We start from the raw sequence: 25,896 nt of genomic DNA on the forward strand, positions 1-25,896 counted from the left end.
CCGTATCCCCGCTGGTCAGCGGTGTGTGAGTGCGGGCTCGGCGGCCGGCGCCGGCTCCTCGTCGACGGCCGCCTCCACATGCTGCTTCGGCTTCGCGGGCAGCGCGAACATCAGCAGGAACACCACGCCCAGCACCGCGGCCACCCAGCCCAGCGCGCCCGTGAACGCCTCCGCGACGGCGAGCCCGAGCCCCGTCGGCACGAACACCACCGACACCAGGCCGAGCCCGAGCGCGTTGCCCAGCTGCATCACGGAGTTGATCAGCCCGGACGCCGAACCGGAGTGCTCGCGCGGCACCTCCGACAGCACCGCGTTCGTCAGCGGCGCGACGATCAGGCCCATGCCCGCGCCCATCACCACCAGCGGCAGCGCCATCTGCCAGGAGTGGATGCCCATGCCGTAGCGGTCGGCCTCCCACAGGTACAGCCCGATACCCGCGATCATGATCAGCGCGCCCGCCTGGAGCACCTTCCGCCCGAAGCGCGGCACCAGCTTCTGCACGGAGATCCCGGCGGCGACCGACACGGCGATCGAGAACGGCACCCCGGTCAGACCCGCGTGCAGCGCGCTCCAGCCCAGCCCGATCTGCATGTACAGCGTCCAGACCAGGAAGAAGATCCCGAGACCGATCCCGAAGGCCAGCTGGACCGCCGCGCCCGCCGCGAAGCTCTTCACCCGGAACAGGGACAGCTCCACGAGCGGCGAGCCGTCGCGGCGCGCCTTGCGCTTCTCGTACGCGACGAAACCCGCGAACACCGGCACGCTCGCCGCCATCATCACGAAGCACCAGACCGGCCAGTCCAGCTCAGCGCCGCGCGTCAGCGGGTACATCAGCAGCAGCATCGCCGCGATCGCGACGACCACGCCCGGCAGGTCCAGACGGAGCGCCTTGGGGGCCCGGGACTCGGTGATGAACGCCCGGCCGAGCAGCAGCGCCGCGACGCCGACCGGCAGGTTGATGAGGAAGATCGGCCGCCAGCCGAGCCCGAACAGGTTCCACTCGCTCAGCAGCGCGCCCAGCAGGGGCCCGGAGACCGCGCCCAGGCCGATGACCGCGCCGAACAGGCCGAAGACCTTGCCGCGCTCGTGGGCGGGGAAGGTGGCGTGCACGATCGACAGCACCTGCGGCACCATCAGCGCCGCCATCGCGCCCTGCAGGATGCGCGCCGCGACCAGCATGTCGGGCCCGGAGGCGAACCCGCAGAGGGCGGAGGCGACGGTGAACCCGGCTATGCCGATGAGGAACACCTTCTTGCGGCCGTGGATGTCACCGAGCCGGCCACCCGTGATCAGTCCGGCGGCGAACGCGAGCGCGTACCCGGCGGTGATCCACTGGATGGCGCCGAAGGTCGCGCCCAGGTCCCGCTGGATCGCGGGGATGGCGATGTTGACGATCGTGACGTCGACCAGGTCCATGAAGGCGGCGGTCATGACGATGGCGAGCGCGAACCAGCGGCGCCGGTCGGCCCCGGCGGCCACCGGAGGGATGTCGTGCGTGGAGATCTGCGAGGTCATGCCGGAAAACTAGGCCGCATGTAGGCCAGATCATGTCCTAGATGTCGCTCATCCTGGAGTGCATGACGGACACACCGGCACGACTCCTGAATCTGCTGTCCCTCCTCCAGACACCGCGCGAGTGGCCGGGCAGCGAACTCGCCGAACGTCTCGGCGTGAGCGCCCGGACGATCCGGCGCGATATCGACCGGCTGCGCGACCTCGGCTATCCGGTCGAGGCGAGCATGGGCGCGGTCGGCGGATACCGGCTGGTCGCGGGCGCGGCGATGCCGCCGCTGCTCCTGGACGACGAGGAGGCCGTCGCCATCGCGGTCGGCCTGCGCGCCGGGGCGGGCCACGCCATCGAGGGGGTCGAGGAGGCCGCCGTACGGGCGCTGGCGAAGCTGGAGCAGGTGCTGCCGTCCCGGCTGCGGCACCGGGTGTCCACCCTGCAGAACGCGACGATCCCGCTGACGCGCGGCGACGGTGCCACGGTCGCGCCGCAGACGCTGACCGCGCTCGCGGCCGCCGTCACCGGGCGGGAGCGGCTCCGCTTCGGCTACCGGGCGGGCGACGGCACCGAGTCGCGGCGCCAGGTCGAGCCGTACCGGCTGGTGTCGACGGGGTGGCGGTGGTACCTGGTCGCGTACGACCTGGAGCGCGATGACTGGCGCACGTTCCGCGTGGACCGGGTGAGCGATCCGTTCGCGACGGGCGCCCGCTTCACACCGCGCGAGGTGCCGGAGGGCGACCCGGCGAAGCTGCTGGGCCAGTCCCTGCAGCGCCTCCAGCCGGAGCAGGACGTCGACGTCACGTTCGCCGCGCCCGCGTCGTTCGTCGCGGCGCGGCTGCCCGGGCATCTCGCGCCGGTGGCCACGGGCGAGGACACCTGCCGGATACGGGCGCGGTCGGTGGACTCGGTGGAGTGGCTGGCGCTGCGGCTCGCCCTGGTGGACCGCGAGTTCACGGTGCACGGTCCGCCCGGCCTCGCCGCGTACGTCACGGAGCTGGGCGCCCGCCTGACCCGGGCGACCGCGCCACCGGCCTGACCCGGGCGGGCGGGCCAGCGTTTGACACGGGCGGGCGGGCCAGCGGCCTGACACGGGCGCGCCACCGGCGTGACGGGCGTGCCCCCGGGGGACCGCGCCACCGGCCTGACGCGGGCCAGCGGCCCGACACGGGCGCGCCACCGGCGTGACGGGCGTGCCCCCCGGGGGACCGCGCCACCGGCCTGACGCGGGCGGGCGGGACGCGGGCGCGCCCCCGGCGTGAGACGGGGGCGCGGCGGACATGCCGCCGCGCCCTCGCCGGGTGGGGCGGCGGGGCGCGGTAACGGGCCGGGAGGGGGGCCACCGCCCCGCCCCTTCGGGGGGATCCGGGCAGGGCGGTGGGTCCATGGGGTGGAGCGGGCTCAGGCCGCGGCGTCGAAGCCCGTGTCGCGGGCCATGCGCTTCAGCTCCAGCAGCGCGTGCTTCTCGATCTGGCGGATCCGCTCGCGGGTCAGGCCGTGCTGCTTGCCGACCTCCGTGAGCGTGCGCTCGCGGCCGTCCTCGATGCCGTACCGCATCCGGATGATGGACGCGGTCCGCTGGTCGAGCTTGCCGATCAGGTCGTCCAGCTCCTCGCTGCGCAGCAGCGTCAGCACCGACTGCTCGGGCGACACCGCCGACGTGTCCTCCAGCAGGTCGCCGAACTGCGTCTCGCCCGCGTCGTCCACCGACATGTTGAGCGAGACCGGGTCGCGCGCCCAGTCCAGGACGTCCATGACCCGCTCCTGGGTCGAGTCGAGCTCGGCGGCGACCTCCGCCGGCTCCGGGTCGCGGCCGTGCTCGCGGTTGAACTCGCGCTGGACGCGGCGGATCCGGCCGAGCTCCTCGACCAGGTGGACGGGGAGCCGGATCGTGCGCGACTGGTCGGCGATGGACCGCGTGATGGCCTGACGGATCCACCAGGTCGCGTACGTCGAGAACTTGAAGCCCTTGGTGTAGTCGAACTTCTCGACCGCGCGCACCAGCCCGGCGTTGCCCTCCTGGATCAGGTCGAGCAGGGGCAGGCCGCTGCGCGGGTAGCGGCGGGCGACCGCCACGACCAGGCGCAGGTTCGAGCGGATGAAGACGTCCTTGGCCCGCTCGCCCTCGGTGACCAGGCGCTCCAGCTCCTCGCGGGTCGCGCCGCCGGCCTCCGTCTGCACCTCGCCGTCCACGATCTGCCGGGCGTACACACCGGCCTCGATGGTCTGGGACAGCTCGACCTCCTTGGCGGCGTCGAGCAGGGGCGTACGCGCGATCTCGTCGAGGTACATGCCGACCAGGTCGCGGTCGGCGATCTCCCCGCCCACGGCGCGAACGCTGCTTGCCCGGTCGGTCCCGGTCGTGGCGGACTGGCGACGGGCGACGGCACGGGTTGCCATGCGAGCTCCCTTACTGAGTAGGTCGCGACACCCTTCCGGGTGCCCTGCATCCGACGGAAACAACGACTGGAATCCGGACAGAATTCCCATGCCGCCCATCGATTTCCGCGATCATGCAGTACCCTGTGCGACCCTGTGCGGCCGAACGGGGAGGGGCGTATGTCACGCGATCACACGGATACGCAGGTCAGGGCGGGCACGGAGGCGGATCTCCGGCCCCTCACGGAGATCTACAACCACTACGTACGCGAGACGTCGATCACCTTCGACGTGACCCCCTTCACACCCGAACAGCGGCGCCCCTGGCTGCTCTCCCACCCTGAAGACGGCCCGCACCGCCTCCTGGTTGCTCACGGGCCGGGCGGCCGGGTGCTGGGGTACGCGACCAGCGGGCCGTTCCGCCCCAAGGCGGCGTACGCGACGTCGGTGGAGGCCAGCGTGTACCTGGCTCCGGACGCGGTCGGCCGCGGGGTCGGCGCCCTCCTCTACACGCGCCTGTTCGAGGCCCTCGCCAAGGAGGACGTCCACCGCGTGTACGCGGGGATAGCCCTCCCGAACGAGGCGTCCGTCCGGCTGCACACCCGGTTCGGGTTCCGTCACACCGGCACGTTCGAGGAGGTCGGCCGGAAGTTCGGCCGGTACTGGGACGTCGCCTGGTACGAGAAGCGGCTCGGCGACGGGGACGCGTAGCCCCCGGCCGCGCCTCCGCCCCGCCTCCGGCACCGACCCCGCCCGCCCCCGGCCGTTTCGTGCTCTCAGCCGAACTGGACGGAGCGTTTCGCCAGCCCCATCCAGAACCCCTCGATGACGCTCCGGCCCGTACGGAGCTCGTCCTCGGCCGCGCCCAGCGTCACGAAGAGCGGGGCGAAGTGCTCGGTACGGGGGTGGGCGAGCCGCCCGGCCGGTGACTTCCGTTCGAAGTCCAGCAGGGCGTCCACGTCGGCGTCGGCCAGCGCGCGCCGCCCCCAGTCGTCGAACTCGGCCGACCAACCGGGCGTCCCCCGGTGCCGCAGCGCCGCCAGGTTGTGGGTGAAGAAGCCGCTGCCGACGATGAGGACTCCCTCGTCGCGCAGCGGGGCGAGCGTGCGCCCGATCTCCATCAGCCGGCCCGGGTCGAGCGTGGGCAGCGAGATCTGCAGGACGGGGACGTCCGCGTCGGGGTACATCTCGACGAGCGGCACGTACGCCCCGTGGTCCAGCCCCCGGTCCGGAATGTCCTGCACCGGCGTTCCGGGGGCGCGCAGGAGCTTGCGGACGGCCTCGGCGAGCGCGGGTGCGCCGGGCGCGTCGTAGCGCACGCGGTAGTAGTGCTCGGGGAAGCCCCAGAAGTCGTACACCAGCGGTACGGGCTCGGTCGCGCCGAGGGCGAGCGGGGCCTCCTCCCAGTGGGCGGAGACCATGAGGATCGCGGACGGCCGCGGCAGCCCGGCGGACCAGGCGGCGAGCTCGCCCGGCCATACGGGGTCGTCGGCGAGCGGCGGTGCGCCGTGGGACAGGTACAGGGCGGGCATCCGCCCGGCGTTGACGGTCATGACGCCTCCTGCTGCGTCGCGGGTCGGCCGGCCGGAGGGGCGCGGACCCGTGACCCGCTCCAGTCGAACCTACAAGAGAAGCCAACTTGAAGTTTCAAGCAAACACTCTCACGCTAACGCCCATTAGTTAAAGTTTCAAGGAGTCGTACAGTGGATGCATGAACACCGCATCCAACGGCGGAGGCGGCGACGAGCCGCGCTGGCTGACCGACGAGGAACAGGGCGTCTGGCGCGCCTACCGGCATGCCACCACGCTCCTCGAGGACCACCTCGACCGCCAGCTCCAGCGGGACGCCGGGATGCCGCACGTCTATTACGGACTGCTGGTCCAGCTCTCCCAGGCGCCCCGGCGCCGGCTGCGGATGACCGAGCTGGCCAAGGGCGCGAAGATCACCCGCTCCCGGCTGTCCCACGCCATCGCCCGGCTGGAGAAGAGCGGCTGGGTACGGCGCGAGGACTGCCCGTCCGACAAACGCGGCCAGAACGCCTTCCTGACCGACGAGGGGTACGAAGTCCTCCGGCGCAGCGCGCCCGGCCATGTCGCCGCCGTACGGCAGGCCCTCTTCGACCGGCTCACCCGGGAGCAGGTGGCGCAGCTCGGCGAGATCATGCGGGTGATGGCCGAAGGCCTCGAACCGGCCGACCCGAACGCGGATCTGCCCTGGCTCCGCTGAGCGGCGGAGCCAGGGCAGACCGATCGGACCGGCGCCGGCCGAGACCGTTGTCGATGCCGGTGGTCGATGCCGGTTATCGAGGCCGGTTGTCGATGCCGGTTATCGAGGCCGGTTGTCGAGGCCGGTTGTCGAGGCCGTTGGCGAGGCAGCCGTCGAAACCGCTGCCGAGGCGGCTGTCGAGGCGGCGGGACGGGTCAGTGCGCCATGACGGGGACCTGCACCTCGTCGCCGTCGGCCGCGCCGGACGAGCCGGAGCCCGAACCGGCCGCACCGGCCGAAGGACCGCCCGGACGGCCCGTGTTCACGAGCGTCACGGCGATGGCCGCGGCGGCCGCGAGGATGCCGACGGCCCACCAGATCGCGGACGTGTAGCCCTCGACCATGGCCTCCAGCTCCAGCAGGCGCAGCGCCTGCGGCGAGGTGGCGCCCGCCGCGTTGGCGGTGACGTACGCGGTGGTCGCGGACGCGGCGATCGTGTTGAGCAGCGCCGTACCGATGGCGCCGCCCACCTGCTGCGAGGTGTTCACCATCGCGGAGGCCACACCGGCGTCCCGGGCCTCGACGCCGTGCGTCGCCAGGGACATCGCCGGCATGAACGCCGTACCCATGCCGAGGCCCAGCAGCAGCTGCGCGGGCAGGATGAGACCGGCGTACGAGGATCCGATCTCCAGCTGCGTCAGCAGCAGCATGCCGACGGCGGCGGTCAGGAAGCCGGGGCCCATCAGCAGCCGGGGCGCGACCCGGGTCATCAGCCGGGTGCCGATCTGGGTGGAACCGGTGATCATGCCCACGATCATCGGCAGGAAGGCGAAACCGGTCTTGACCGGCGAGTACCCCTTCACGATCTGCAGGTAGTACGTCAGGAACAGGAACAGCCCGAACATCGCGATGATCGCGAGGCCCAGCGACAGATAGACACCGCCCCGGTTCCGCTCGGTCATCACGCGCAGCGGCAGCAGCGGGTGCTTCACGACCGCCTCGACACCGACGAACGCGGCCAGCAGCACCACGGAGGCGGCGAACATGGTGATGGTCAGGCCGTCCGACCAGCCGTCGGACTCGGCGCGCGTGAAGCCGTAGACGAGCGCCACCAGGCCGAGGGTGGACAGCAGCACACCGGGGATGTCCAGCGGCGAGCGGTTGCGGCCGCCCGCGGGCTCACGGATCACGAAGTACGCGCCGGCCGCGGCGACCACGGCGAACGGGATGTTGACGTAGAAGGTCCAGCGCCAGTCCAGGTACTCGGTGAGGAAACCGCCGAGGATCAGGCCGACGGCGCCGCCGCCGCCGGCGATCGCACCGTAGATGCCGAAGGCCTTGGCCCGCTCACGGCCGTCGGTGAACATCACGGCGAGCAGCGACAGCGCGGCCGGCGCCAGCAGCGCGCCGAACGCGCCCTGGAGGGCGCGCGAACCGAGCAGCATCGCCTCACCGGTGGCCGCACCGCCCAGCGCGGACGCGGCGGCGAAGCCGAGCAGACCGACGACGAAGGTCCGCTTGCGGCCCCACAGGTCGGCGATGCGGCCGCCGAACAGCAGCAGCCCGCCGAAGGCCAGGGCGTAGGCGGTGATGACCCACTGCCGGTTGCCGTCGGAGATCCCCAGGTCCTGCTGGGCGGACGGCAGGGCGATGTTCACGATCGTCGCGTCGAGCACGACCATCAGCTGCGCCAGGGCTATGAAGATCAGTGCTCTCCAGCGGCTGGGATCGGGGAGGCCGGAGTGGGTGTCGGGCGTTTTTGACATGGGGGTAGCCACCTAGTGGTGCGAAAGCGATAAGAACGGACGTAAGTGGGTGTGCGTCAGTCTGCGGGTCGTGGCGGATCGAACACGTCGGACGGCGGATCGAAGGAGTCGTGCGGCAAGTCGGAACAGGCGTACGGCGGATCGAAGGAGTCGTGCGGCAAGTCGGAACAGGAGTGCGGCGGATCGAAGGAGTCGTGCGGCAGGTCGGGGCGGATCGTGTCGGTGGTCGTCGGGTCGGCCGGGTGGCGGCGCGTCGTCAGCGGCGCCGCAGGTCCTCCAGGGTCGCGGCCTCCCCGGGCAGCTCCGAGCGCGCGGGCGCCTGGAGGCCGTCGAGGAACAGTTGCAGGTGCCGGTGGACGAACCGGTCGAAGTCCAGACAGCCGCTGCCGGGCAGCGGCCGGGTCAGCTGCGAGACGGCGACCAGCAGATCGCCGACGGCGATGTCGGCGCGGAGCCGGCCCGCCGCCTGCGCCCGCAGGACCAGGCCCTGGACGGCCTCCTCCAACAGGTCGCGGGCCGCGAGCAGTTCGGGGTGGTCCTTGTCGAAGGCGCCGGAGAGCATCGGACACAGCGCGCCGACCCGCTCGTCCGCCGCGGCGTGCGTGAACCGGCGTACGGCCTCGAAGGTGTCGCTCTCCTCGGCGGCCGCCGCGCGTGCCTGCTCCGTGGCGCGCGTCATGACGGAGACGACGACCTCGTGCACGAGGGCGGCCCGTTCGGGGAAGTGCCGGTAGAGCGTGGCGTTGCCGACCCCGGCCCGGCGGGCGATCTCGTCGAGGGGCACGTCGGCCCCCTGCTCGACGAACATCTCGCGGGCCGCGGTCACGATCCGCTCCCGGTTCCGCAGGGCGTCGGCGCGCGGCCGGGGGACACGGCGCGCCGCGGTGTCGGTAGCGGTGCTGCACACGGCGGCTCTTCCTCTCAGGCGACTGTCGAGCGATGTCGAGCGGCTGTCGAGCGGAGTGCGACTCACTCGAACGGGGCAACCGGGGAGCCTCTCCCCGGTTGGTGTGACACCTGTCCAAACGGGGAGACCGTCCCCGGTTATTTCCGCCGCCGGATGTGACCCGCACCACTTCCGCGCCGCCACCGCCACCGTCATCCGGGGAACCCACGTTCGGGCTACCCGGCGAGCGACGCCGCACGACCCGGCACAGGCTGAACGGACGGAGAGCAGCCCGGATCCGGCCGGCTGCCACTGGCCGAAGGCGACACGCATGCAGCAGACCCGCCGTCGGATACGCAGACCGGTCGCGCTCGGCGCCCTCACGACCCTGGCGGTCGCGAGCCTCGCCTCCGCGAGCACCGTCCTTCCCCGGCCGGCCCCGGCGACGGCCGGACCGGTGGCGGCCGCCGCCGCCGACGCGCAGGGCATACGCCCGTGCCGGATCAGCGGCGACCTCGGCGTCCAGATGTCGGAGGGCATACCCACGGCCCCCGGATACGCCCGCTCCACAGGCCGGATACGGGCCCTCAACCTGATGATCGACTTTCCCGACGCCCCGGGTGAGGGCTCGGCGATGAAGCGGTACGCGGAGTTCTTCCCGCAGACCACGGCGTGGTTCCGCACCAGCTCCTACGGACGGCTCACCTACGTCCCGTCGGCGCCGCTGCCGGACTGGCTGCGGATGCCGATGCCGTTCTCGGCGTACGGGATAGAGCGCGGCGCGCCGTACGAGCCGGGGTACCGGCAGCTCGTCGAGGACATCGTGGCCGCCGCCGACAAGCGCGTCGACTTCAGCGCGTACGACCTGGTGAACGTGCTGGTGACGCCGAACGCCGGCCCGTCGGCGCTGGACACCGTCCTGTCGGTGACGTTCTCCGGGAACGGCGAGGCCCCGCGCGCGGACGGCACGACCCTCGCGAACACGTCCTTCGTCTACAGCCGTCAGGACGACGGCTCCGGCTCGTTCCACGAGACGGGCTTCCGCGTCCTGCCGCACGAGAACGGGCATGTCTTCGGCCTGCCGGACCTGTACACCGTGGAGGGCGGCGGCGCCGTCGGGCACTGGGACATCATGTCCGAGGACTGGGGCGCCAACAACGACCTGCTCGGCTGGCACAAGTGGAAACTGGGCTGGCTGGACGACAGCCAGGTGCGGTGCGCCTCGTCGACCGGCCGCCGCGACTACACGCTCACCCCGCTGGCCAGGAAGGGCGGCACCAAACTGGCCGTCGTCCCCGTCGGCGACAAGGCCGGGTACGCGGTCGAGGTCCGCACCCGTGCCGGGAACGACGAGGCCGTGTGCGAGCCGGGCGTGCTGATCTACCGCGTCGAGACGGACGTGGACACCGGGCAGGGCCCCGTCACCGTCGTGGACAGCGAACCCGACAGCGGCGGCTGCACCCGGCGGCCCAACGTGCACGCCGAACTGTCCGACGCGCCCTACCGGCCCGGACAGACCTTCACCGACCGGCGCGGCGGCGTCCGCATCTCCGTGCTGTCCGGCGGCGAGGACGGCTCCTACCGGGTGCGTGTCACCCGTTCGTGAGGTCCGCGGCGACCGTGCCGCGCAGCTCGCGCTTCAGCACCTTGCCCGTGGCGTTGCGGGGCAGCGGGGCGTCCCGCACCACCAGGTGCGCGGGCACCTTGAACGCGGCGAGGCTCCGCCCGACGTGCGCCCGCAGGGCCTCCGGGGTGACCGCGGCGCCGGCCCGGGGCCGTACGACGGCGGCGACCTCCTCGCCGAGTACGGGGTGCGGCACCCCGAAGACGGCCGCGTCGGCCACGTCGGGGTGGGCGTGCAGCGCCGCCTCGACCTCCACGCAGTACACGTTCTCGCCGCCGCGTACGACCATGTCCTTCAGGCGGTCGACGATCGTGACCCGGCCGTCCCGCAGCGTCGCCAGGTCCCCGGTCCTGAACCAGCCGTCGGCCGTGAACGCCGCCTCGGTGGCCGCCGGGTCGTTCCAGTAGCCGCGCGCCAGGGTCTGGCCGCGCAGCAGCAGTTCACCGACCGTCCCGTCGGGCACGGGCACACCGTCGCCGGGACCGGCGACCCGCACCTCGGTGACCGGCGTCGGCCGCCCGACGCTGCCGGGGAAGCGGTGGCAGGACGCCCCGTACGAGGCGAGGACGCCGCCGCTGGTCTCCGTCAGCCCGTAGCCGTTGCGGGGCTCCACGCGGTCGCCGTACCCGGCGGCGACGCGGGCCGCGAGGGAGGGCGGTGCGGCGGCCCCTCCGGTGTTGAGGTGGCGGAGGGTGCCCAGCGTGTGGCCCCGGGCCTCGGCGGCGTCCAGCAGTCGCAGCGCGGTGGTCGGCACCCCGGCGAAGTGGGTGACCCCGTGCGCGTCGATGAGGTCCAGCGCCTCGTCCGCGTCCCACTTCCGCATCATCACGAGGGTGCCGCCCGCGGCCATCACCGCGTAGACGGAGGTGAACGCGGCCACGTGGAAGAAGGGGAACGTGGTCAGGGACACCGGCACCACGCCCTGGCCGGGCACGGCTCCCCGCTCCAGCGCGGCCGCAGCCGACTGGTACCTCGGGTTCATCGCGGCGCCCGCGTGCGCGAGATGCGTGGCGACGGCGCCCTTGGGCCGGCCCGTGGTGCCCGAGGTGTAGATGATCGTGGCGTCGTCCTCGGGCCGTACGTCCACGTCCGGCGGGCCGAGCAGCGTGCTCGCGTCGCCGGGCCCGCTGCCGTACGCCTCGAAACCGTCCTCGGGCTCGCCGTGGAACACCACGCCCACCGTCCCGTGCCGGGCCGCCCACGCCCGCACGCGCGGCAGCCGCTCGCCGTCGACCAGCAGCACGCGCGGGGCGCAGTCGTCCAGGGCGTACCCGAGCTCCTGCTCGGTCCACCAGGCGTTCAGGGGGACGGCGACGAGCCCGGCGAGCTGGGCGGCCCAGAACGCGATCTGCCACTCGGGGTGGTTGCGCATGGCGATCGCCGCCCGGTCGCCCGGCCGCAGCCCGTGGACGTCCACGAACCGGCGGGCCAGCGCGCACGCGGCGGCGAAGAACTCCCCGTACGAGTACGCGGCACTCTCGGCGACCAGGAAGGGGCGGTCGCCGTACGCCCAGGTGACCTCCACGAACTCGCGCAGGGTGCGCGGCCCGGTCCCGTACACGGGCCGCCCGTCGTCGCCCACGACGACCTCGAACGGCGCGCCGGGCGCGGTCAGCGCCGCCTCGACCCGCGCCGCCATGTCGCCGACCGCGCCGGGGGTGGCGGCCGCGGTGCCGGACGTGGCAGCCGCCTCGGGGGCGTCCGGTGGGGTGGTGGGGGTCGCGGGGGCGCCGGGGGCGCCGGGGGTGTCGGCCGCGTCGGGGGCGTCCAGTGGGGTGGTGGGGGTCGCGGGGGCGCCGGGGGTGGCGGCCGCGTCGGGGGCGTCCAGTGGGGTGGTGGGGGTCGCGGGGGCGCCGGGGGTGGCGGCCGCGTCGGGAGCGTCCAGTGGGGTGGTGGGAGCGGCGGGGGCGTCCGGTGGGACGGCGGTGTCCGGGCCGTAGCCGGGTGCCGTCGCCGCGTCCGGGTCGTCGGTCCGTGTCACGTCGTATCTCCCCGGTCCAGTGCCGCGTCCGCCGTCCGCCGTCCGCCGTCCGCCGCCTGCCTCGTGTGCCCGGTGTGCCTCGTCCGGCGGGTCACCGCCGCGACGCTACCAGCGGCCGTCGGCCCCGCTCACCGGGGGCGGCGTCCCGACGGCCAGGGCCGCCGCGAAGCCCTCCGGCACCCGTACGTCGCGGACGGTCCAGCCGGCCGGGCCGTCCTGGCCCGCCACCGGGGCGGGGCCGGTGCCCATGTAGTCCAGGGACGGGTCCCGGGAGAGACCGAAGCCGAGCCCCTTCAGATAGGCCTCCTTGCGGGACCAGGCCCGCGCGAACGCCGATGGCCGCTCGTCGGCGGGCAGCGCCCGCAGCTCGGCCACCTCCCGCACGTGCAGGGACCGCGTCGTCTCGGCCACCGTCCTCGACTCCGGCACCCGCTCCACGTCGACGCCCACCGGGGCGGCCGCGAGCGCGACGAGCGCCAGGTCCCCGCTGTGGGACAGCGAGAAGTGGAGGCCCGGTTCTCCGGTGGCGGGACGGCCGTGCGGCCCGCCGCAGGACGGACAAGCCTCGCGCACCAGCCGCACCGCGCCGGGTTCCCGGCCGAGCGCCGCGCCCAGCAGGAGCCGCAGCGCCACATGGGCGGCGACGTAGCAGCGCCGGTCGGCGTCCCGCAGGAACGCCGCCGCGCGCCGCCGCTCCTCGGCGTCCAGGACGCCGGGCGCGAGCCTGGTCGCCTCGGCACCGGCCCGTGCCGCGTCCACGAGCCACACGGAGGGCACGTCCGGCCGTTCCGGTGGCGCGCCCGGCTCCAGCGGGGCCGGCACCCATGGCGCCTCGGTCGCGTCCGTCGCGTCCGTCGCGTCCGTCTCGTTCGTCTCGTTCGTCCCGCCCGTCGCGTTCGTCATGTTCGTCATGCTCGTCGCGCTCGTCGCCGTGTCCGTCGTCATGTCGGTCGTCGCCTCGGTCATCGTTCCCCCCTCCCGGGCAGTATGCAGGGCACCCGTCGCCTCCATGGGTTCAGGCTGTCTCGAAAGTCACTGGTGGACTGGGGCGGAGGGGCCGTTCTGCGACCCTTTCCGGCCGGTCGGCCGGAACTCGACGTGCATGATTGCCCCATGCGCGAGGAGAAAAGGAATCACCTGGCCATTCATTTCACATTCGGCGACCTGACGAATTTCCGGCTGTTGAGGAATGCCGGTCAGGTCGCCGAGTCCCTTTTCGCGCTGGCGCTGTTGGGCGAGTGCCGGGGCAGCGAACGACCCTTGCTGTTCGAAGGGCCGAACAGTGACGTCTTCGCGGACTGGCGCGACCGCGTGGAACGCGAGCTCGACCTCGGACACGGCTGCTGGCGCGGGCACGGAGCCGGACTCGCGTACGAGCAGGGATACGGACACGAGTACGGCCACGAGTACGGCCACGAGCACGGGCACGGGCAGGGGCACGGCGAGGGCTTCACCCCCTCGCAGGCGGAGGAACTGCTGTACGCGGCCCGGCGGCTGGCCGGGGCGCCGGAGCGGATCGCGCTGCACCGCACCCCGTCGGGCCGTATCGAGGCACGGATCGACGGTGCCTCTCCCCTGTCCGCCGAGGCCCTGCGGGCGTTCCGGCGGGTGGCGGTCGAGCCGTACTGGGCCAGGATCCGGGCGTACCTGGACCGGGAGCGCGCGATGTTCGGCCGGCTCCTGGCGGGCGGCGGCATCCAGGGGCTGTTCGACGCGCTGGGCGGTTCGTTCGGCCGGCGCCCGCCGACCCTGCTGCTGCCGAGCGACCGGCCGGGCCGGATACGCCTGTCCGGCGGCGGACTGCTCCTCGCGCCGTCCCTGTTCCTGACCGGACCGGCGCGGCTGTTCCCCGCCGGCCCCGGTCCCGGTGCCGTCCCGGTCCTGGTGCACCCCCTGCACCCGACACCGTCCGCGGCGGCCTACCTCTGGGGCGAGGCCGGGCCACGGAACCGGGCGGACGAGGGGCGGCCGGAGGAGGGACCGACCGACACCGGACCAGACACCGGTCCATCCGACACCGGGCCGACCGACACCGGACCGACCGACACCGGGCCGACCGACACCGGGCCGACCGACACCGGACCCACCGACACCGGGCCGACCGACACCGGACCCACCGACACCGGGCCGACCGACACCGGACCCACCGACACCGTGCGCGGAGGCGCCGGGCATGGAGGCGCCGGACCCACCGACGCCGGGCCCGTGGGCGCCGGACCGACGCGGCCGCTCGACGCCCTGGTGGGCCGGACCCGCGCCGACCTGCTCCGCGCGGCGCTCGCCGGGAGCCGTACGACGCGCGAACTGGCCCACCTCGCGGGCGTGGCACCGGAGTCGGCGCTCCGGCACGCGCGCGTGCTGCGGGACGCGGGCCTGGTATCGACGACCGGGTCGGGCGTCACGGCCCGCCACACCCTGACCCCGCTCGGCGCCGCGCTCCTCACCAACCGCTGGTGACCGTCAGGCGGCGGCGCCCGCCGGGCTGACCGCGTCAGGCTCCACGCCTCCCTCCGTGCCCTCCATGGCACGGACGAGGCTGGCGGGCCGCATGTCGGTCCAGTTCTCCTCCACGTACGCGAGGCACGCCTGCCGGGTGTCCTCCCCGAAGACGACGGTCCATCCGTCGGGCACCTCCGCGAAGGCGGGCCACAGCGAGTGCTGGTTCTCCTCGTTCACGAGCACGTGGAAGGAGCCGTCTTCGTTCTCGAACGGGTTCTCCATGGTGTTGCCCTCCTCATGAGCCGTTCCGGTGTGCGCCCCGGCGGCGTTCACCGCGGGGCGCGCTTCGGCGTCGCGGCATGCTGTCCGGCCGCCCCGGCCCGGTTCAAGGCCTTTCGTCCACACCGAAATCCTGACGTCACGGAACCATGGCGCCGCGCGCCCCGCGCCCCGCGCCCCCGCACGGTCCCGCCCCGCCCCGCCCGGGTCACGCGTCCCGGGTCCCGCCTCCCGCCTCCCCACAGGCCCCTGAAAATTTCATGATCAACGGCCTGAGCGCGTCATGCCCGTTCGGGGAACGTCGCACTGTCCGGCATCGCACGGACGTGAAACCGTCGGTGGTGTCCCGGGGCGACCGCCCCACGCCCGGCCCGTGCGCCACAGCCCACCAAGGCGTGAGCCGCCCGGCACGCATCGAGCCCTGCCGAGCCCCATCGGGCCGGTGCCGCGGACCCATGACCGACACACACGGGGGCTTCCATGCAGAGCATCCACTTCACCGCCGCCGACCTCACCCGCACCCGGCTGCAGAACTCCCTGGGGCCGGTCGCCGAGGGCGTCTTCGCGCTGGGCGCGCTGACCCGCTCCAGAAACCCGGACCTGGCCCGCTGGCGCGCCGAGACACTGAGCCGGATGCGGAAGATCTCGTCACTCGACCAGCCGCTGATGCCGCTGCTGCAGTCCCTGCGGGCCCCCGACGACCTGCTGTTCCTCCTCGACGCGTCACCGGACGCCGACACCTCCGCGCTCGCCGCGCTGTCCCTGAGCCGTACGGACGCGGTCCGGCTGGCCGTGGACGCGTGGCGGGCCGGGGTGGCTCCGCTGTGGGACCGGCTCCTGGAGCGGCTCGACACCGAGTGCGACGCGCACGGGCGCATCGCGATGGCGGGCGGCGTCGAACGGCTCCTGACGACGCTGCACCCGCGCATCGTCTGGAAACCGCCGGTGCTGGAGATCCACGACCGGGTGGAGCGGGACATCCGGCTCGACGGCCGCGGGCTGCTGCTGTGCCCGACGGCGTTCCTGCCGGGCGCTGTCGGCCGGATCATCCGTACGGAACGGGACAGCGGACAGACAGCGCTGGTCTTCGGCATGCCGCCGGACGTCACGTCCCTGTTCCGGGTGGTCCCCGACTCCGGAGCCCCCGAGACCCTCGGCGACCAGGCGCTCAGTGCCCTGGTCGGCCAGACGCGGGCCGCCGCCCTGCGGTCCCTGACGGACACCTGTACGACGAGTCAACTGGCCGCGCGGCTGGGCGTCTCGCCCGGCAGCGCCAGCCAGCACGCCTCGGTACTGCGGGAGTCCGGGCTGATCACGACCCGTCGGATCGGCAACTGCGCCTTGCATACGGTGACTCCGCTGGGCCGGGCGCTGCTGGGCGGCCGGCTGCGGGACGGGGAGCGTCCCGCCGAGCCGCCGCTGGAGCACGAGCCGTCGCACGGGGCCGCCCCCCGGGGCTTGCGGCACGGCGTCCGGCCCGCGGAGCCCGTCGGCTGACACCGGCCGCCGCACGGTGGCCTTCGACGTGCCCGGATGCGACCGCCGGGGCGGGCGACGGCTCCGACGACACCGCCGCCGCGACGACCCCCGCACCTCGGCCCCGCGCCTCGACCGCCAGAGCGCCGCGCTCGCCCCCGCCGGAACTCGACCGCCGGGCCTCGACCGCCAGAGCGCCGCGCCTCGCCCCCGCCGGAGCGCGGCCCCGGGCCTCGACCGCCAGAGCGCCGCCCCGGAACTCGACCGCCGGGCTCGGCCGCCAGAGCGGGGCCGCCGCGCCCCTCCCCCGCCGGAGCCAGGCCGCCGGGGTGGTCGGCGGCCCGCCGGCCACCGCACGCGCGGCGCCGGTTCACCGCCCATTTCCCTTCTCCGCCCCATTCCTTTTCCGCCCGCCCCGTTCCGCGTTCATGCCTCGCGCGCCCGCACGACGCCTGTAAGAATTTCTGTCGATTACGGCGCGACTCCGGGGCCGGTATGCGCCATTGGGCGCCGAGCGCCGTCTTTCCGCTTTCCCGTCGCTCTTCACGAGGATCACCTATGATCGCCCCCATGTGCACTGGGGTTCGATGGTTTCGAGGGGAAAGACCACGCCGAACGCAGCTGGCGCAAGAGGGCACTGTCGGCGCCGCCGACCTTCCGGCACCGCGGCTGGCCCGGACGATTCTCACGGTCGCCCTGCTCGGCTATCTGAGCATCACGGTTCTCAACCTGCTGAGCGTCCAGCACCGACCAGGCGCGCTGGTCGTCTCGTCGCTCTGTCTCCTGGCCATCTTCCTGCTCCAACTGCGCCATTCCGGTACGGACGCCCGGCAGGCGCCCGCCCGGCAGAAGGCGCTGACGCTGGGCGCGCAGGCGATCGTCACGTACCTGCCCATCGTGGTGTTCCACTCGCAGTGGGGCGCCATGGCCGGGTTCTTCGCCGGTTCGCTGCTCTTGCTGCTGCCCGCGCGGGTGGCGTGGACCGCGTACGGCGTCGTCGGACTCACCATGCTGGCGCCGCCGATCATCGACGGCCTGCCGCTGCGCGAGTCGTTCTACCTCTGCCAGTCGACCCTGTTGACCGGTCTCGTCGTCTACGGGCTGTCGCGGCTCTCCGCGCTGGTCCGGGCCCTGCACGACACCCGGCTGGAACTGAGCAGGATGGCGGTGACGCGGGAACGGCTGCGGTTCGCCCGGGACCTGCACGACCTGCTCGGCTACAGCCTCTCCGCCATCACCTTGAAGAGCGAGCTGATCCACCGCCTCGTGCCCACGCATCCCCGGCGGGCCATGGAGGAGGTGAACGAGGTCCTGGCGATCTCCCGGCAGTCGCTCGCCGACGTGCGGGCGGTGGCGAGCGGCTTACGCACCATGTCGCTGGAGCAGGAGCTGGGTTCGGCGCAGTCGCTGCTCACGGCCGCCGACGTGGAGGTCGACGCCGACGTCAGGCTCGGCCGGATCGACCAGCAGATCGACACCGTGCTGGCGGCGGTGCTCCGCGAGGCCGTCACCAATCTGCTGCGGCACACGCGTGCCACGCGGTGCGCCATGGAGGCCGTACTGGACGGCGATCGGGTCCGGCTGTCCGTGACGAACGACGGGGTGGACCCCGCTTACCGGGACGTGTCCCCGCACAGCGGGAGCGGACTGGGCAATCTGACGGCGCGGCTCCGGGCGGTCTCCGGCACCCTGACCGTCGAACGCAGGGCTGACGGAACGTTTCAGCTCCTCGCTGAGGCCCCCACCCGCCTCCTGCGCACCGTACGGGACGAAAGCCGCGACACGGAGCGGAGCGGGGCCGCGAGCCGGGGCGACGGACCGGGCCGGGGCGAGGGCAGGGGCGAGGGCAGGGGCGAGGGCAGCGCCTGGTACGCCGACAACTCCGTGGCCTGAAAGGACCGTTCGCGCCCCGCGACCGCCCGGCCTCGTACGACGGCCATGTGAAAACTTCATCCCTCCCTGATGACACGAGCACTGTCCGGTTCACCTCCCCCGTTCGCAGAATCGTTCGCAGACGACGCGAGACCGACGAAGGAGCCGATCACGATGAACGAGACCGCCGCCCACCGCCGCACGCTCACCGAGACGTCCGCCGCGCAGCTGGTCATCGAGGACCTCGACGGGCCTGCGGACCAGTCCACGGCCCTGTTCTGCATCTGCATCCGCAGCGCCCCCGCGGACACCGCCGCCCACGCCCCGGCGCCCGTCGCCGCCGGCCGGCTCGGGGCATGACCGCCGGCGCCATCGGCGCCACCGGCGCCGCGGACCCGGACGACGACGGAGTGCGGATCGGCTTCAAACGCCATCTGCGGCCCACCGTCGTCCCCGGGGAGGCGGTCTACCTGGTGTCACAGCGCGGAGTGACCGCGCTGCGCGGACAGCACGCGGAGGTACTGGCTCCGCTGCTGGACGGCAGTCGTACGGAGGGCGAGATCCTGCGTGCCGCGGCCCCGCTGCTCGGGGCGGCCGATGCGCGGCAGTCGCTCCGGGCCCTGGAAGGGGCGGGCCTGGTACGACCCCGTCCGGCGGAGCCCCCGGCCGCCGGTTCAGGCCCCGGTTCCGGTTCCGGCCCTGGCTCCGATGCAGGCCCCGGTTCCGGTTCCGGCCCTGGCTCCGATGCAGGACCCGGTTCCGGTTCCGGCCCTGGTTCCGGCTCGAGCTCCGGCCCCGGCTCCACATCCGCTTCCGGCCCCGGTCCCGCCTCGGACTCCGGCCCCGGCGCCGGCTCGGGCTCCGGCCCCGCTTCCGGCCCCGGCCCCGGCCCCGCCTCGGGCTCCGGCCCAGCCTCCGGCTCCGCCGAGGCGTACTGGGACCTCGCCGGGCTTGACGGGCACATCGCGGCGGCAGCGGTGGCGCGGGCCCGTGTACGGATCGTCGACCTCACCGCCCCCGGAAGCCCTCCCGGCTCCGCCCCCACCCCCGCCCTGCGTGCCCGGTTCGCCTGCGAGGAGTCCGGGCTCACCGTCACCGACACGGCCGACGCGCCCGCCCACTTCGCGCTCGTCCTCTGCGACGACTACCTCGCGACCGGCCTGGCGGCCGTCGACCGCGCCCACCGCGCGGAGGGCCTGCCGTGGCTGCTCGCCCGCCCCGGCGGCCCCGAGCCGTGGGTGGGCCCGGTGTTCCGGCCCGGCGACCGGGGCGCACCGTGCTGGCACTGCCTGGCGGTACGGCTGCGCGGCCACCGGCGCTCGGAGCAGCCGCTGCGTACGGCGCTGGGCCTGGAGGGGCCGCTGCCCCGCCCGGACGCGGGACTCGCGGCGGGCTTCGGGATCGGGCTGCACCTGGCCGTGGTGGAGAGCGCCAAGTGGCTCGCGGGCGTGCGGGATCCGGCGCAGGACGCCGTGACCACGTTCGACACCCTGCGGTCGGGTGCCGCCCGCCACCCGGTGGCGTGGCGGCCGCAGTGTCCGGAGTGCGGGGACAGCGGTCTGGTGGCCCGGCGGGTGGCGGCGCCGTTCGTGCCGGTGGCGCGGCCCAAGACGCGCGACGACCTGGGCGGGCACCGGTCGGCGACGCCGGACGAGGTCCTCGCGGCGTACGGGCACCTGGTGGATCCGGTGACCGGCATCGTCAAGGAGATCCGGCGGGCGCCGAACAGCCCCGACTTCGTCCACCCGTACCTGTCCGGGCACAACCTGGCGATGGGCACACCGACGCTGGACGGGCTGCGGGCGGGGCTGCGGGCACTGAGCGGCGGCAAGGGCGTCACGGCGACGGAGGCGCGGGTCAGCGCCCTGTGCGAGGCGGTGGAGCGCTACAGCGGCACCCGGCACGGCGACGAACCCGTCGTGTTCGACAGCCTGCGCGCGCTGGGCGGTGCGGCCGTGCACCCCAACGCGTGCCAGCTGTACGACGAACGGCAGTTCCGCGACCGCGACCGCTGGAACGCCTCGGGCTCCCGGCTCCAGTACGTGCCGGAGCGGTTCGCCGACGACCGGCCCACGGAGTGGACGCCGGTGTGGTCGCTGACGTCGCGGACGCAGCGGCTGCTGCCCACGTCGATGCTGTACTACGGCGACGGGCACCACGGCGGCGCCGACGGGCTGGCCGCCGACTCGAACGGCAACGCGGCCGGCAGCAGCCCGGAGGACGCCCTGGTCCAGGGGTTCCTGGAACTGGTGGAGCGCGACGCGGTCGCCCTGTGGTGGTACAACCGCACGGTCCAGCCCGGTGTGGACCTGGACGCCGTGGACGAGCCGTACGTGGAGCGGCTGCGCGAAGGCTGCCGGCGGCTGCGCCGCGAGGTGTGGGCGCTGGACCTGACGTCGGACTTCGGGATCCCGGTGGTGGCGGCGCTGTCACGGCGTACCGACAAGCCCGCCGAGGACGTCGTCTTCGGCTTCGGCGCCCATTTCGACCCGCGCCTTGCGCTGCGCAGGGCGCTGACCGAGATGGGCCAGCTGCTGCCCGCGGTGTGCGACGCCGCCCCGGACGGCAGCGGGTACCGGGTCGACGACCCCGAGGCGCTCGACTGGTGGCGGCGGGCGACGGTGGCGCGGGACCGCCATCTGGCGCCGGACCCCGCGGTGGCCCCCCGTACGCCAGGCCACTGGGCCTACACGCCGCGCGGCGACCTCCTGGACGACGTCACCGCGATCACGGAGCTCGTACGGTCCCGGGGCATGGAGCTGCTGGTGCTGGACCAGACGCGGCCGGACCTGGGGCTGCCGGTCGTGAAGGTGATCGTGCCGGGTCTGCGGCCGTTCTGGGCGCGGTTCGCGCCGGGGAGGCTGTACGACGTACCGGTCGCGCTGGGCCGGCGCCGGGAGCCGATCGCGTACGAGGATCTGAACCCGGTTCCGCTGTTCGTCTGACGGCCCGTGCGACCGTCCGCCAGGCAACCCGTACAGCCGTTCCCCTGACCCGGGCACCGTCCGCCTGACGGCCCGCACGACCGCTCCCCTGCGGACCCGTACGACCGCTCCCTGACGGCCCGTGCGACGGTCCACCGTGCGGCCCGCACGACCGCTCCCCTGCGGACCCGTACGGGCACGGCCCGGCCGCCCGTACGGCTTCGACTCCCGTGCTGCACACGCCCGTTGGCCGGAACTCGCCACTCCGCAACAGTCACTCCCGGTGGCTTCACGGCTTCGCACGGATCACCTAAGATCCCCGACAGGTATACGAAAAAGCCCCTGCTGGCCGGAATCGTTCCCGCCGCCGGCTCCCGGGCCGGGAGGCAGCCCCGTCGGACCGGAGAGGGGGACGGGGACGGGGGATCGGGGGACGACAAGGTCATGGCGATTCGTGTACTGCTCGCCGAGGACATGAACATGGTGCGCGGGGCCCTGGTCGCCCTGCTGAACCTGGAGGACGACCTCGAGGTCGTCTGCGAACTGGAGCGGGGCGACGAGATCGTCGGCGCCGCCCGCGAACACCGCCCGGATGTCGCGATCATCGACATCGACCTGCCGGGCATGGACGGCCTCACCGCCGCCGGGCGCCTCCAGGAGGAGCAGCCGGACTGCCGGACGCTGATCCTGACCAGCCTCGGCCGCCCCGGCACCCTGCGCCGCGCGCTCACGGCCCAGGTCAGCGGCTACCTCCTGAAGGACGCCCCGCCCCGCGAACTCGCCAACGCGGTACGGCGCGTGGCGGCGGGCCAGCGGGTGATCGACCCGCAGCTGGCGCTGGCCGCGTGGGGCGGCACGGAGACACCGCTGACGGAACGCGAGACGGAGGTGCTGCGCCTGGCGGCGGAGGGCGCGGAGGCCAAGGAGATCGCCCAGCGCCTGCACCTGTCGGCGGGGACGGTACGCAACTATCTGACGACGATCGTGGCGAAGCTGAACGCCCGCAACCGGGTCGACGCCATCCGGATAGCCCGAGAGGCGGGCTGGCTGCTCTGACCCCTCACCCGGCCCCCGGCTCGTCGTCCACGGCGGGGGCCGCCATACGGGCGGCGGCGAGGTAGTCGAGGATGTCCCCGGTCACGGCCGGCGGCAGCGGCAGCGCGGCCGACACCGCGGCCGGCGTGACCGGCCAGGCCAGCATGGCCGCCACCCAGGCGGCCTCGGGGCGGTGCAGGATCACCCGGTGCGCGGAGCCGGGGGCCTCCAACGTGACCCCGGCCGGGCGCAGCGTGAACGACACGTCGGGCGGCAGCCGCACCGGACGCCCGGCGGGCAGTCGTACGGGGGCGAACGGAGCCCGCCGGGCCAGGGGGATCACCGACAGCAGGGGACCCCTCAGATCGTCCAGGCCCAGCGTCCGCACCAGCAGGTGGTCGAGCCGGCGCAGCAGCGGCACCAGCGGCAGCAGCACCGGCGAACCGTCCGGCCCGGCCGCGGACCCGGCCACCGGCCCTGCCGCGAGGTTGGCGAGGAGGACCGGCCCCAGCTCCATGCGCCGCAGCGCCTCCTGGACGACGGGCGCGGCGTCGTCGATCCGCTCCCGCCCCCAGCGGCCGGCGAGCACCAGCTCGCCCTCGCGGTCACCGGGTTCGACGGTCACGTCCTCGGCCAGCGACCACAGGTGCACGCTCGTGTGCCCGGGCACCGCGACGGGGCCGGTCGCGTCCGACATCCGTACCCCCTTGTGCGCGATCAGCCCGACGAGTATGCGGCCGGGATGCGTGGCCACGACAGCCATCGGTTCACGCCTGCCGCGTGAAATCCTCATGGACCACCGGACACGGATGGGGGCGATCGCTGGATTCTGCGATGCGTCACATGGCGGCTTCGCCGCGCCCGCGGGTAGCCGCGGGCACAGCGGCACAAGGGCACCGGAACCGTTCCGGAGCGGCCCGAAGCCGGTGCGGGATCTGCTGGCCGCGATCGAGGTGGAGCCGCTCGGCGCGGAGACGGTCCTCATCGGACAGGCCGAGCTGCTGGCCGGCCTCCGTGGCACGGGCCCGGAGACGGTACGGGGCGAAGCGGCGCCCGACGACCGCACCTGACCGCCCGGCCGCACTCCACGCGGTCGCCGACCCCCGGTCACGCGGCGCCCGCCTGCCGCGACCGGGGTGGGTGCCCTGTTCAGAAGCCGCCCTTGAGGGCCTTCCGCAAGGCGGCCACGATCCGCAGGAGATCGGCTTCGCCGGTACGCCAGTTGCTGAAGGCGGCACGGAGTGCGGGAGTCCCGGCGTAGACCGTGGGGGTCATGAAGACCTCATCGGCGCAGGCGTCGGCGAGTGCGGCGAGCCGCGCGGGGGTCGGATCGTCGGCGAGGGTGAAACAGACGACGTTGAGCCGGACCGGCGCCAGCAGCCGCAGCCCGTCCAGCGACTCGACGGCGTCACCGAGGGCGCGGGCGTGCGCGACGCAACGCTCGACGATCTCGCGGTACCCGTCGCGGCCGTAGGCGCGGAGCGTGAACCAGGTGGCGAGGGCCCGCAGCCTGCGGGAGTTGTCGGGCGTGAGATGGACGAGGTCGGGGCGGTCCCCCAGCCCGCCCAGGTACGCGGCCGCGTTCTGGAAGACCCGGGCCTGGAGGTCGGGGCGGCGGGTGAACTGCACAGCGGCGTCGTACGGGACGTTGAGCCACTTGTGGAGGTCGACGCAGACCGAGTCGGCGGCGTCGATCCCGGCCACGAGACCGGCGTGCTCCGGGGAGAGCGCGGCGAAGGCGCCGAACGCGGCGTCGACGTGCAGCCAGAACCCGTACCGCTCCTTCAACTCGGCGAGGGCACGCAGGTCGTCGTAGTCGACGGTGTTGACCGTACCGGCGTTGGCGACGACCACGCACGGCCCGGACGCGTCGCGCAACGCCCGCTCCAGGGCCGCCGGGTCAACCGCCTCCCGCCCGGGCAGGGTCGCGACCGGCACGAGCGACCTACGGCCAAGACCGAGCGTGGCCAGCCCCTTGAAGACGCTGGAGTGGGCGCTGCCGGACAGCACGCGCACCGGGCCGAGCGCCGCCACACCCTCCTCCGCCACCGAGATCCCGGCCTGCTCGCCCAGCCACTCGCGGGCGACGGCGAGGCCGACCGTGTTGGACAGCGTGGCCCCGCTGACGAAGGCCCCGTCATGGGCGTCGCCCAGACCGAACAGCTCCCGCAGCCACCCGACCGTCTGCCGCTCCAGCTCCTGCCCGGCCCCGCCGTCCAGCGACGTGATGGAGTTCTGGTCCCAGACGGAGGTCAGCCAGTCCCCGGCGACCGCGGCGGGTGTGGCCCCACCGGTGACGAACCCCAGATAGCGCGGCCCCGCACCGGCCGAGAACCCCGGCTCCCAGCACGCCGCGAACGCCTCCAGCGCCCCCTCGGCCCCGCTGCCCCGCTCCGGCAGGGCCACGGCCTCGGGCAGCTCGACCCCCGCCGGCACCACAGCCCGGTCGCCCAGCCCGTCGAGGACCCGCACGGCATGCCGCCGCACCGACTCCAGCAGACCGGCGAACTCTTCATGATCACGAGCAAGCTGAGGATGCACCGCGGGCTCCGTTCATCGAGGTCGCGAAGAACCTAGGCACCCCCGCCACCCCGGACCAGGTCCAATCCCCCACAACTGGCCCCGCCCCGGACCAGGTGACCATAACTGGCCCCGCCCCGCCCCCGGTCCCACCCCCTCGACAGTGCCCACCACCACCCCGTCCCCATCCGCTACGCTGTCCACGGCTGCTCCCACCAGCAGCCCAGCCCCGCCTCCGTAGCTCAGGGGATAGAGCACCGCTCTCCTAAAGCGGGTGTCGCAGGTTCGAATCCTGCCGGGGGCACCAGTAAGTACCAGATAATGGGATATATCGACCCTCCGTGAGCGCCACGGAGGGTCGTTTTTATCCCGGATGGGAACCTGATGGGAACGGCACAATGGGTGCCTTTGGGTAACTCTACGTCGACGGCGCGATTCAGTTTTGCGATCCTTTGCCCGCTTTAGTGACCAGCTACCGCGGCTGGCGAGCTGCTTCCTGGGCGATGCTGAGCACAATGTGGCGGCGGTCGGCGATTTCCGCATCGTCGGCCGCGCGTCACGCGGGTTACCGAGCACCAGGGTGCCGACGGATCAGGCCTATCCCGGGCCGACCGCTGGCAGCGGTCGATGTCTGTCACGCCAACGTTCGCGCCGCGACAGACCAGGCCATGGCCACCCTCAAGGCTTGGCGGCTCCTTCACAAGCTCCGTTGCAGCCCGAGCCGCATCGCCGAGCTCGTCCGGGCGGTCCTCGCTCTCCGCCTCAACGTCCTGATGGATACCCAGACTCCGGGCGATGCCGGCGAAGGAGCGGTCCTTCGAGGAGCGCACCAGATCCACCGCGTCCCCTTGAGCTCTCCGAGGTAATGCTTCCGCTTTACCACCATGGCCACTTCCCCTGGATCGAAAAATCCAGCGTCCAGGTGTCGGAAGTCCGGGGGTCGCTCCACTCGACGCCACCCCTGCACCTCGCCCCCTGGCCTCGCCCCGTCCGGGACCAACGCCG

The 25,896-nt window shown here is 73.5% G+C and carries 21 protein-coding genes, 1 tRNA gene and 1 pseudogene; 13 read left to right on the forward strand and 10 right to left on the reverse strand.

The window, feature by feature from the left end; translation table 11 throughout:
* Nucleotides 1–15: 15 nt before the first annotated feature.
* Nucleotides 16–1,515, reverse strand: coding sequence for an MFS transporter (locus tag ACGF5U_RS23725; RefSeq protein ID WP_392715152.1), 1,500 nt, complete (start codon nt 1,513–1,515; stop codon nt 16–18).
* 62 nt (nt 1,516–1,577) lie between these two features.
* Here ACGF5U_RS23725 and ACGF5U_RS23730 point away from each other — a divergent pair, with 62 nt between their 5' ends.
* Nucleotides 1,578–2,543, forward strand: a complete 966-nt coding sequence (locus tag ACGF5U_RS23730) for a helix-turn-helix transcriptional regulator (RefSeq protein WP_392715243.1) — start codon at nt 1,578–1,580, stop codon at nt 2,541–2,543.
* A gap of 362 nt (nt 2,544–2,905) precedes the next feature.
* Here the strand turns inward: ACGF5U_RS23730 and ACGF5U_RS23735 are convergent, their stop codons facing one another.
* Nucleotides 2,906–3,904 carry an RNA polymerase sigma factor RpoD/SigA gene (locus ACGF5U_RS23735; protein ID WP_392715153.1) on the reverse strand — a complete coding sequence of 333 codons (999 nt, stop codon included), beginning with the start codon at nt 3,902–3,904 and terminating at the stop codon, nt 2,906–2,908.
* Nucleotides 3,905–4,063: 159 nt separating this feature from the next.
* Between ACGF5U_RS23735 and ACGF5U_RS23740 the strand changes: the two genes are divergently transcribed.
* Complete coding sequence (locus ACGF5U_RS23740; protein WP_392715154.1) at nt 4,064–4,594, forward strand: GNAT family N-acetyltransferase; 531 nt, start codon at nt 4,064–4,066, stop codon at nt 4,592–4,594.
* 65 nt (nt 4,595–4,659) lie between these two features.
* On the opposite strand, the gene ACGF5U_RS23745 is transcribed toward ACGF5U_RS23740, so the two are convergent.
* A complete protein-coding gene (locus ACGF5U_RS23745) occupies nt 4,660–5,436 on the reverse strand; it encodes a dioxygenase (RefSeq protein WP_392715155.1) in 777 nt (258 codons plus the stop codon).
* Nucleotides 5,437–5,594: 158 nt separating this feature from the next.
* Between ACGF5U_RS23745 and ACGF5U_RS23750 the strand changes: the two genes are divergently transcribed.
* A complete protein-coding gene (locus ACGF5U_RS23750; protein ID WP_392715156.1) occupies nt 5,595–6,110 on the forward strand; it encodes a MarR family winged helix-turn-helix transcriptional regulator in 516 nt (171 codons plus the stop codon).
* Nucleotides 6,111–6,304: 194 nt separating this feature from the next.
* Here the strand turns inward: ACGF5U_RS23750 and ACGF5U_RS23755 are convergent, their stop codons facing one another.
* Entirely contained in the window at nt 6,305–7,855 is a 1,551-nt protein-coding gene (locus ACGF5U_RS23755; protein ID WP_392715157.1) for an MFS transporter, read from the reverse strand.
* A gap of 256 nt (nt 7,856–8,111) precedes the next feature.
* Nucleotides 8,112–8,762: a TetR/AcrR family transcriptional regulator gene (locus tag ACGF5U_RS23760; RefSeq protein ID WP_392715158.1), complete on the reverse strand. Its 651-nt coding sequence runs from the start codon at nt 8,760–8,762 to the stop codon at nt 8,112–8,114.
* 310 nt (nt 8,763–9,072) lie between these two features.
* On the opposite strand from ACGF5U_RS23760, the gene ACGF5U_RS23765 reads away from it, so the two are divergent.
* Nucleotides 9,073–10,347 (forward strand): M6 family metalloprotease domain-containing protein, encoded by a 1,275-nt coding sequence (locus ACGF5U_RS23765; protein ID WP_392715159.1) that lies wholly within the window; start codon nt 9,073–9,075, stop codon nt 10,345–10,347.
* Here ACGF5U_RS23765 and ACGF5U_RS23770 read toward each other — a convergent pair.
* Nucleotides 10,334–12,004: a class I adenylate-forming enzyme family protein gene (locus tag ACGF5U_RS23770; RefSeq protein ID WP_392715244.1), complete on the reverse strand. Its 1,671-nt coding sequence runs from the start codon at nt 12,002–12,004 to the stop codon at nt 10,334–10,336. The two genes, ACGF5U_RS23765 and ACGF5U_RS23770, sit on opposite strands and share 14 nt — an antisense overlap.
* 447 nt (nt 12,005–12,451) lie before the next feature.
* Entirely contained in the window at nt 12,452–13,312 is an 861-nt protein-coding gene (locus tag ACGF5U_RS23775) for a 4'-phosphopantetheinyl transferase family protein (protein ID WP_392715160.1), read from the reverse strand.
* Between the two features lie 216 nt (nt 13,313–13,528).
* Between ACGF5U_RS23775 and ACGF5U_RS23780 the strand changes: the two genes are divergently transcribed.
* A complete protein-coding gene (locus tag ACGF5U_RS23780; protein WP_392818896.1) occupies nt 13,529–14,803 on the forward strand; it encodes a hypothetical protein in 1,275 nt (424 codons plus the stop codon).
* 3 nt (nt 14,804–14,806) lie between these two features.
* Here ACGF5U_RS23780 and ACGF5U_RS23785 read toward each other — a convergent pair whose 3' ends face one another.
* Nucleotides 14,807–15,067: an MbtH family protein gene (locus ACGF5U_RS23785; protein WP_392715163.1), complete on the reverse strand. Its 261-nt coding sequence runs from the start codon at nt 15,065–15,067 to the stop codon at nt 14,807–14,809.
* Nucleotides 15,068–15,544: 477 nt separating this feature from the next.
* On the opposite strand from ACGF5U_RS23785, the gene ACGF5U_RS23790 reads away from it, so the two are divergent.
* From ACGF5U_RS23790 to ACGF5U_RS23810, 5 genes are all read left to right on the forward strand, one after another.
* Nucleotides 15,545–16,561: an ArsR/SmtB family transcription factor gene (locus ACGF5U_RS23790; RefSeq protein WP_392715164.1), complete on the forward strand. Its 1,017-nt coding sequence runs from the start codon at nt 15,545–15,547 to the stop codon at nt 16,559–16,561.
* A gap of 549 nt (nt 16,562–17,110) precedes the next feature.
* Nucleotides 17,111–18,433 (forward strand): sensor histidine kinase, encoded by a 1,323-nt coding sequence (locus ACGF5U_RS23795; protein WP_392715165.1) that lies wholly within the window; start codon nt 17,111–17,113, stop codon nt 18,431–18,433.
* A 153-nt stretch (nt 18,434–18,586) separates the two neighbouring features.
* Entirely contained in the window at nt 18,587–18,772 is a 186-nt protein-coding gene (locus tag ACGF5U_RS23800; RefSeq protein ID WP_392715166.1) for a hypothetical protein, read from the forward strand.
* Nucleotides 18,769–21,357, forward strand: coding sequence for a TOMM precursor leader peptide-binding protein (locus tag ACGF5U_RS23805; protein ID WP_392715167.1), 2,589 nt, complete (start codon nt 18,769–18,771; stop codon nt 21,355–21,357). Before ACGF5U_RS23800 ends, ACGF5U_RS23805 begins: the two co-directional genes overlap by 4 nt.
* Nucleotides 21,358–21,780: 423 nt before the next feature.
* Entirely contained in the window at nt 21,781–22,392 is a 612-nt protein-coding gene (locus tag ACGF5U_RS23810) for a response regulator transcription factor (RefSeq protein WP_392715168.1), read from the forward strand.
* A gap of 4 nt (nt 22,393–22,396) precedes the next feature.
* On the opposite strand, the gene ACGF5U_RS23815 is transcribed toward ACGF5U_RS23810, so the two are convergent.
* Entirely contained in the window at nt 22,397–23,134 is a 738-nt protein-coding gene (locus tag ACGF5U_RS23815; RefSeq protein ID WP_392715169.1) for an NADH oxidase, read from the reverse strand.
* Between the two features lie 163 nt (nt 23,135–23,297).
* On the opposite strand from ACGF5U_RS23815, the gene ACGF5U_RS23820 reads away from it, so the two are divergent.
* The gene (locus ACGF5U_RS23820) at nt 23,298–23,441 is read left to right on the forward strand and encodes a hypothetical protein (RefSeq protein WP_392715170.1); all 144 of its coding nucleotides are present in this window, start codon (nt 23,298–23,300) and stop codon (nt 23,439–23,441) included.
* A 79-nt stretch (nt 23,442–23,520) separates the two neighbouring features.
* On the opposite strand, the gene ACGF5U_RS23825 is transcribed toward ACGF5U_RS23820, so the two are convergent.
* Nucleotides 23,521–24,912, reverse strand: a complete 1,392-nt coding sequence (locus tag ACGF5U_RS23825) for a pyridoxal phosphate-dependent decarboxylase family protein (protein WP_392715171.1) — start codon at nt 24,910–24,912, stop codon at nt 23,521–23,523.
* A gap of 210 nt (nt 24,913–25,122) precedes the next feature.
* Here ACGF5U_RS23825 and ACGF5U_RS23830 point away from each other — a divergent pair.
* Both ACGF5U_RS23830 and ACGF5U_RS23835 read left to right on the forward strand, forming a co-directional pair.
* Nucleotides 25,123–25,198 (forward strand) — tRNA-Arg (locus ACGF5U_RS23830).
* 313 nt (nt 25,199–25,511) lie between these two features.
* Nucleotides 25,512–25,655, forward strand: a pseudogene (locus ACGF5U_RS23835) (IS5/IS1182 family transposase); the annotation flags it as partial.
* Nucleotides 25,656–25,896 lie beyond the last annotated feature (241 nt).

The organism is Streptomyces sp. NPDC047886, assembly GCF_043204435.1.
Lineage (GTDB): Bacteria > Actinomycetota > Actinomycetes > Streptomycetales > Streptomycetaceae > Streptomyces.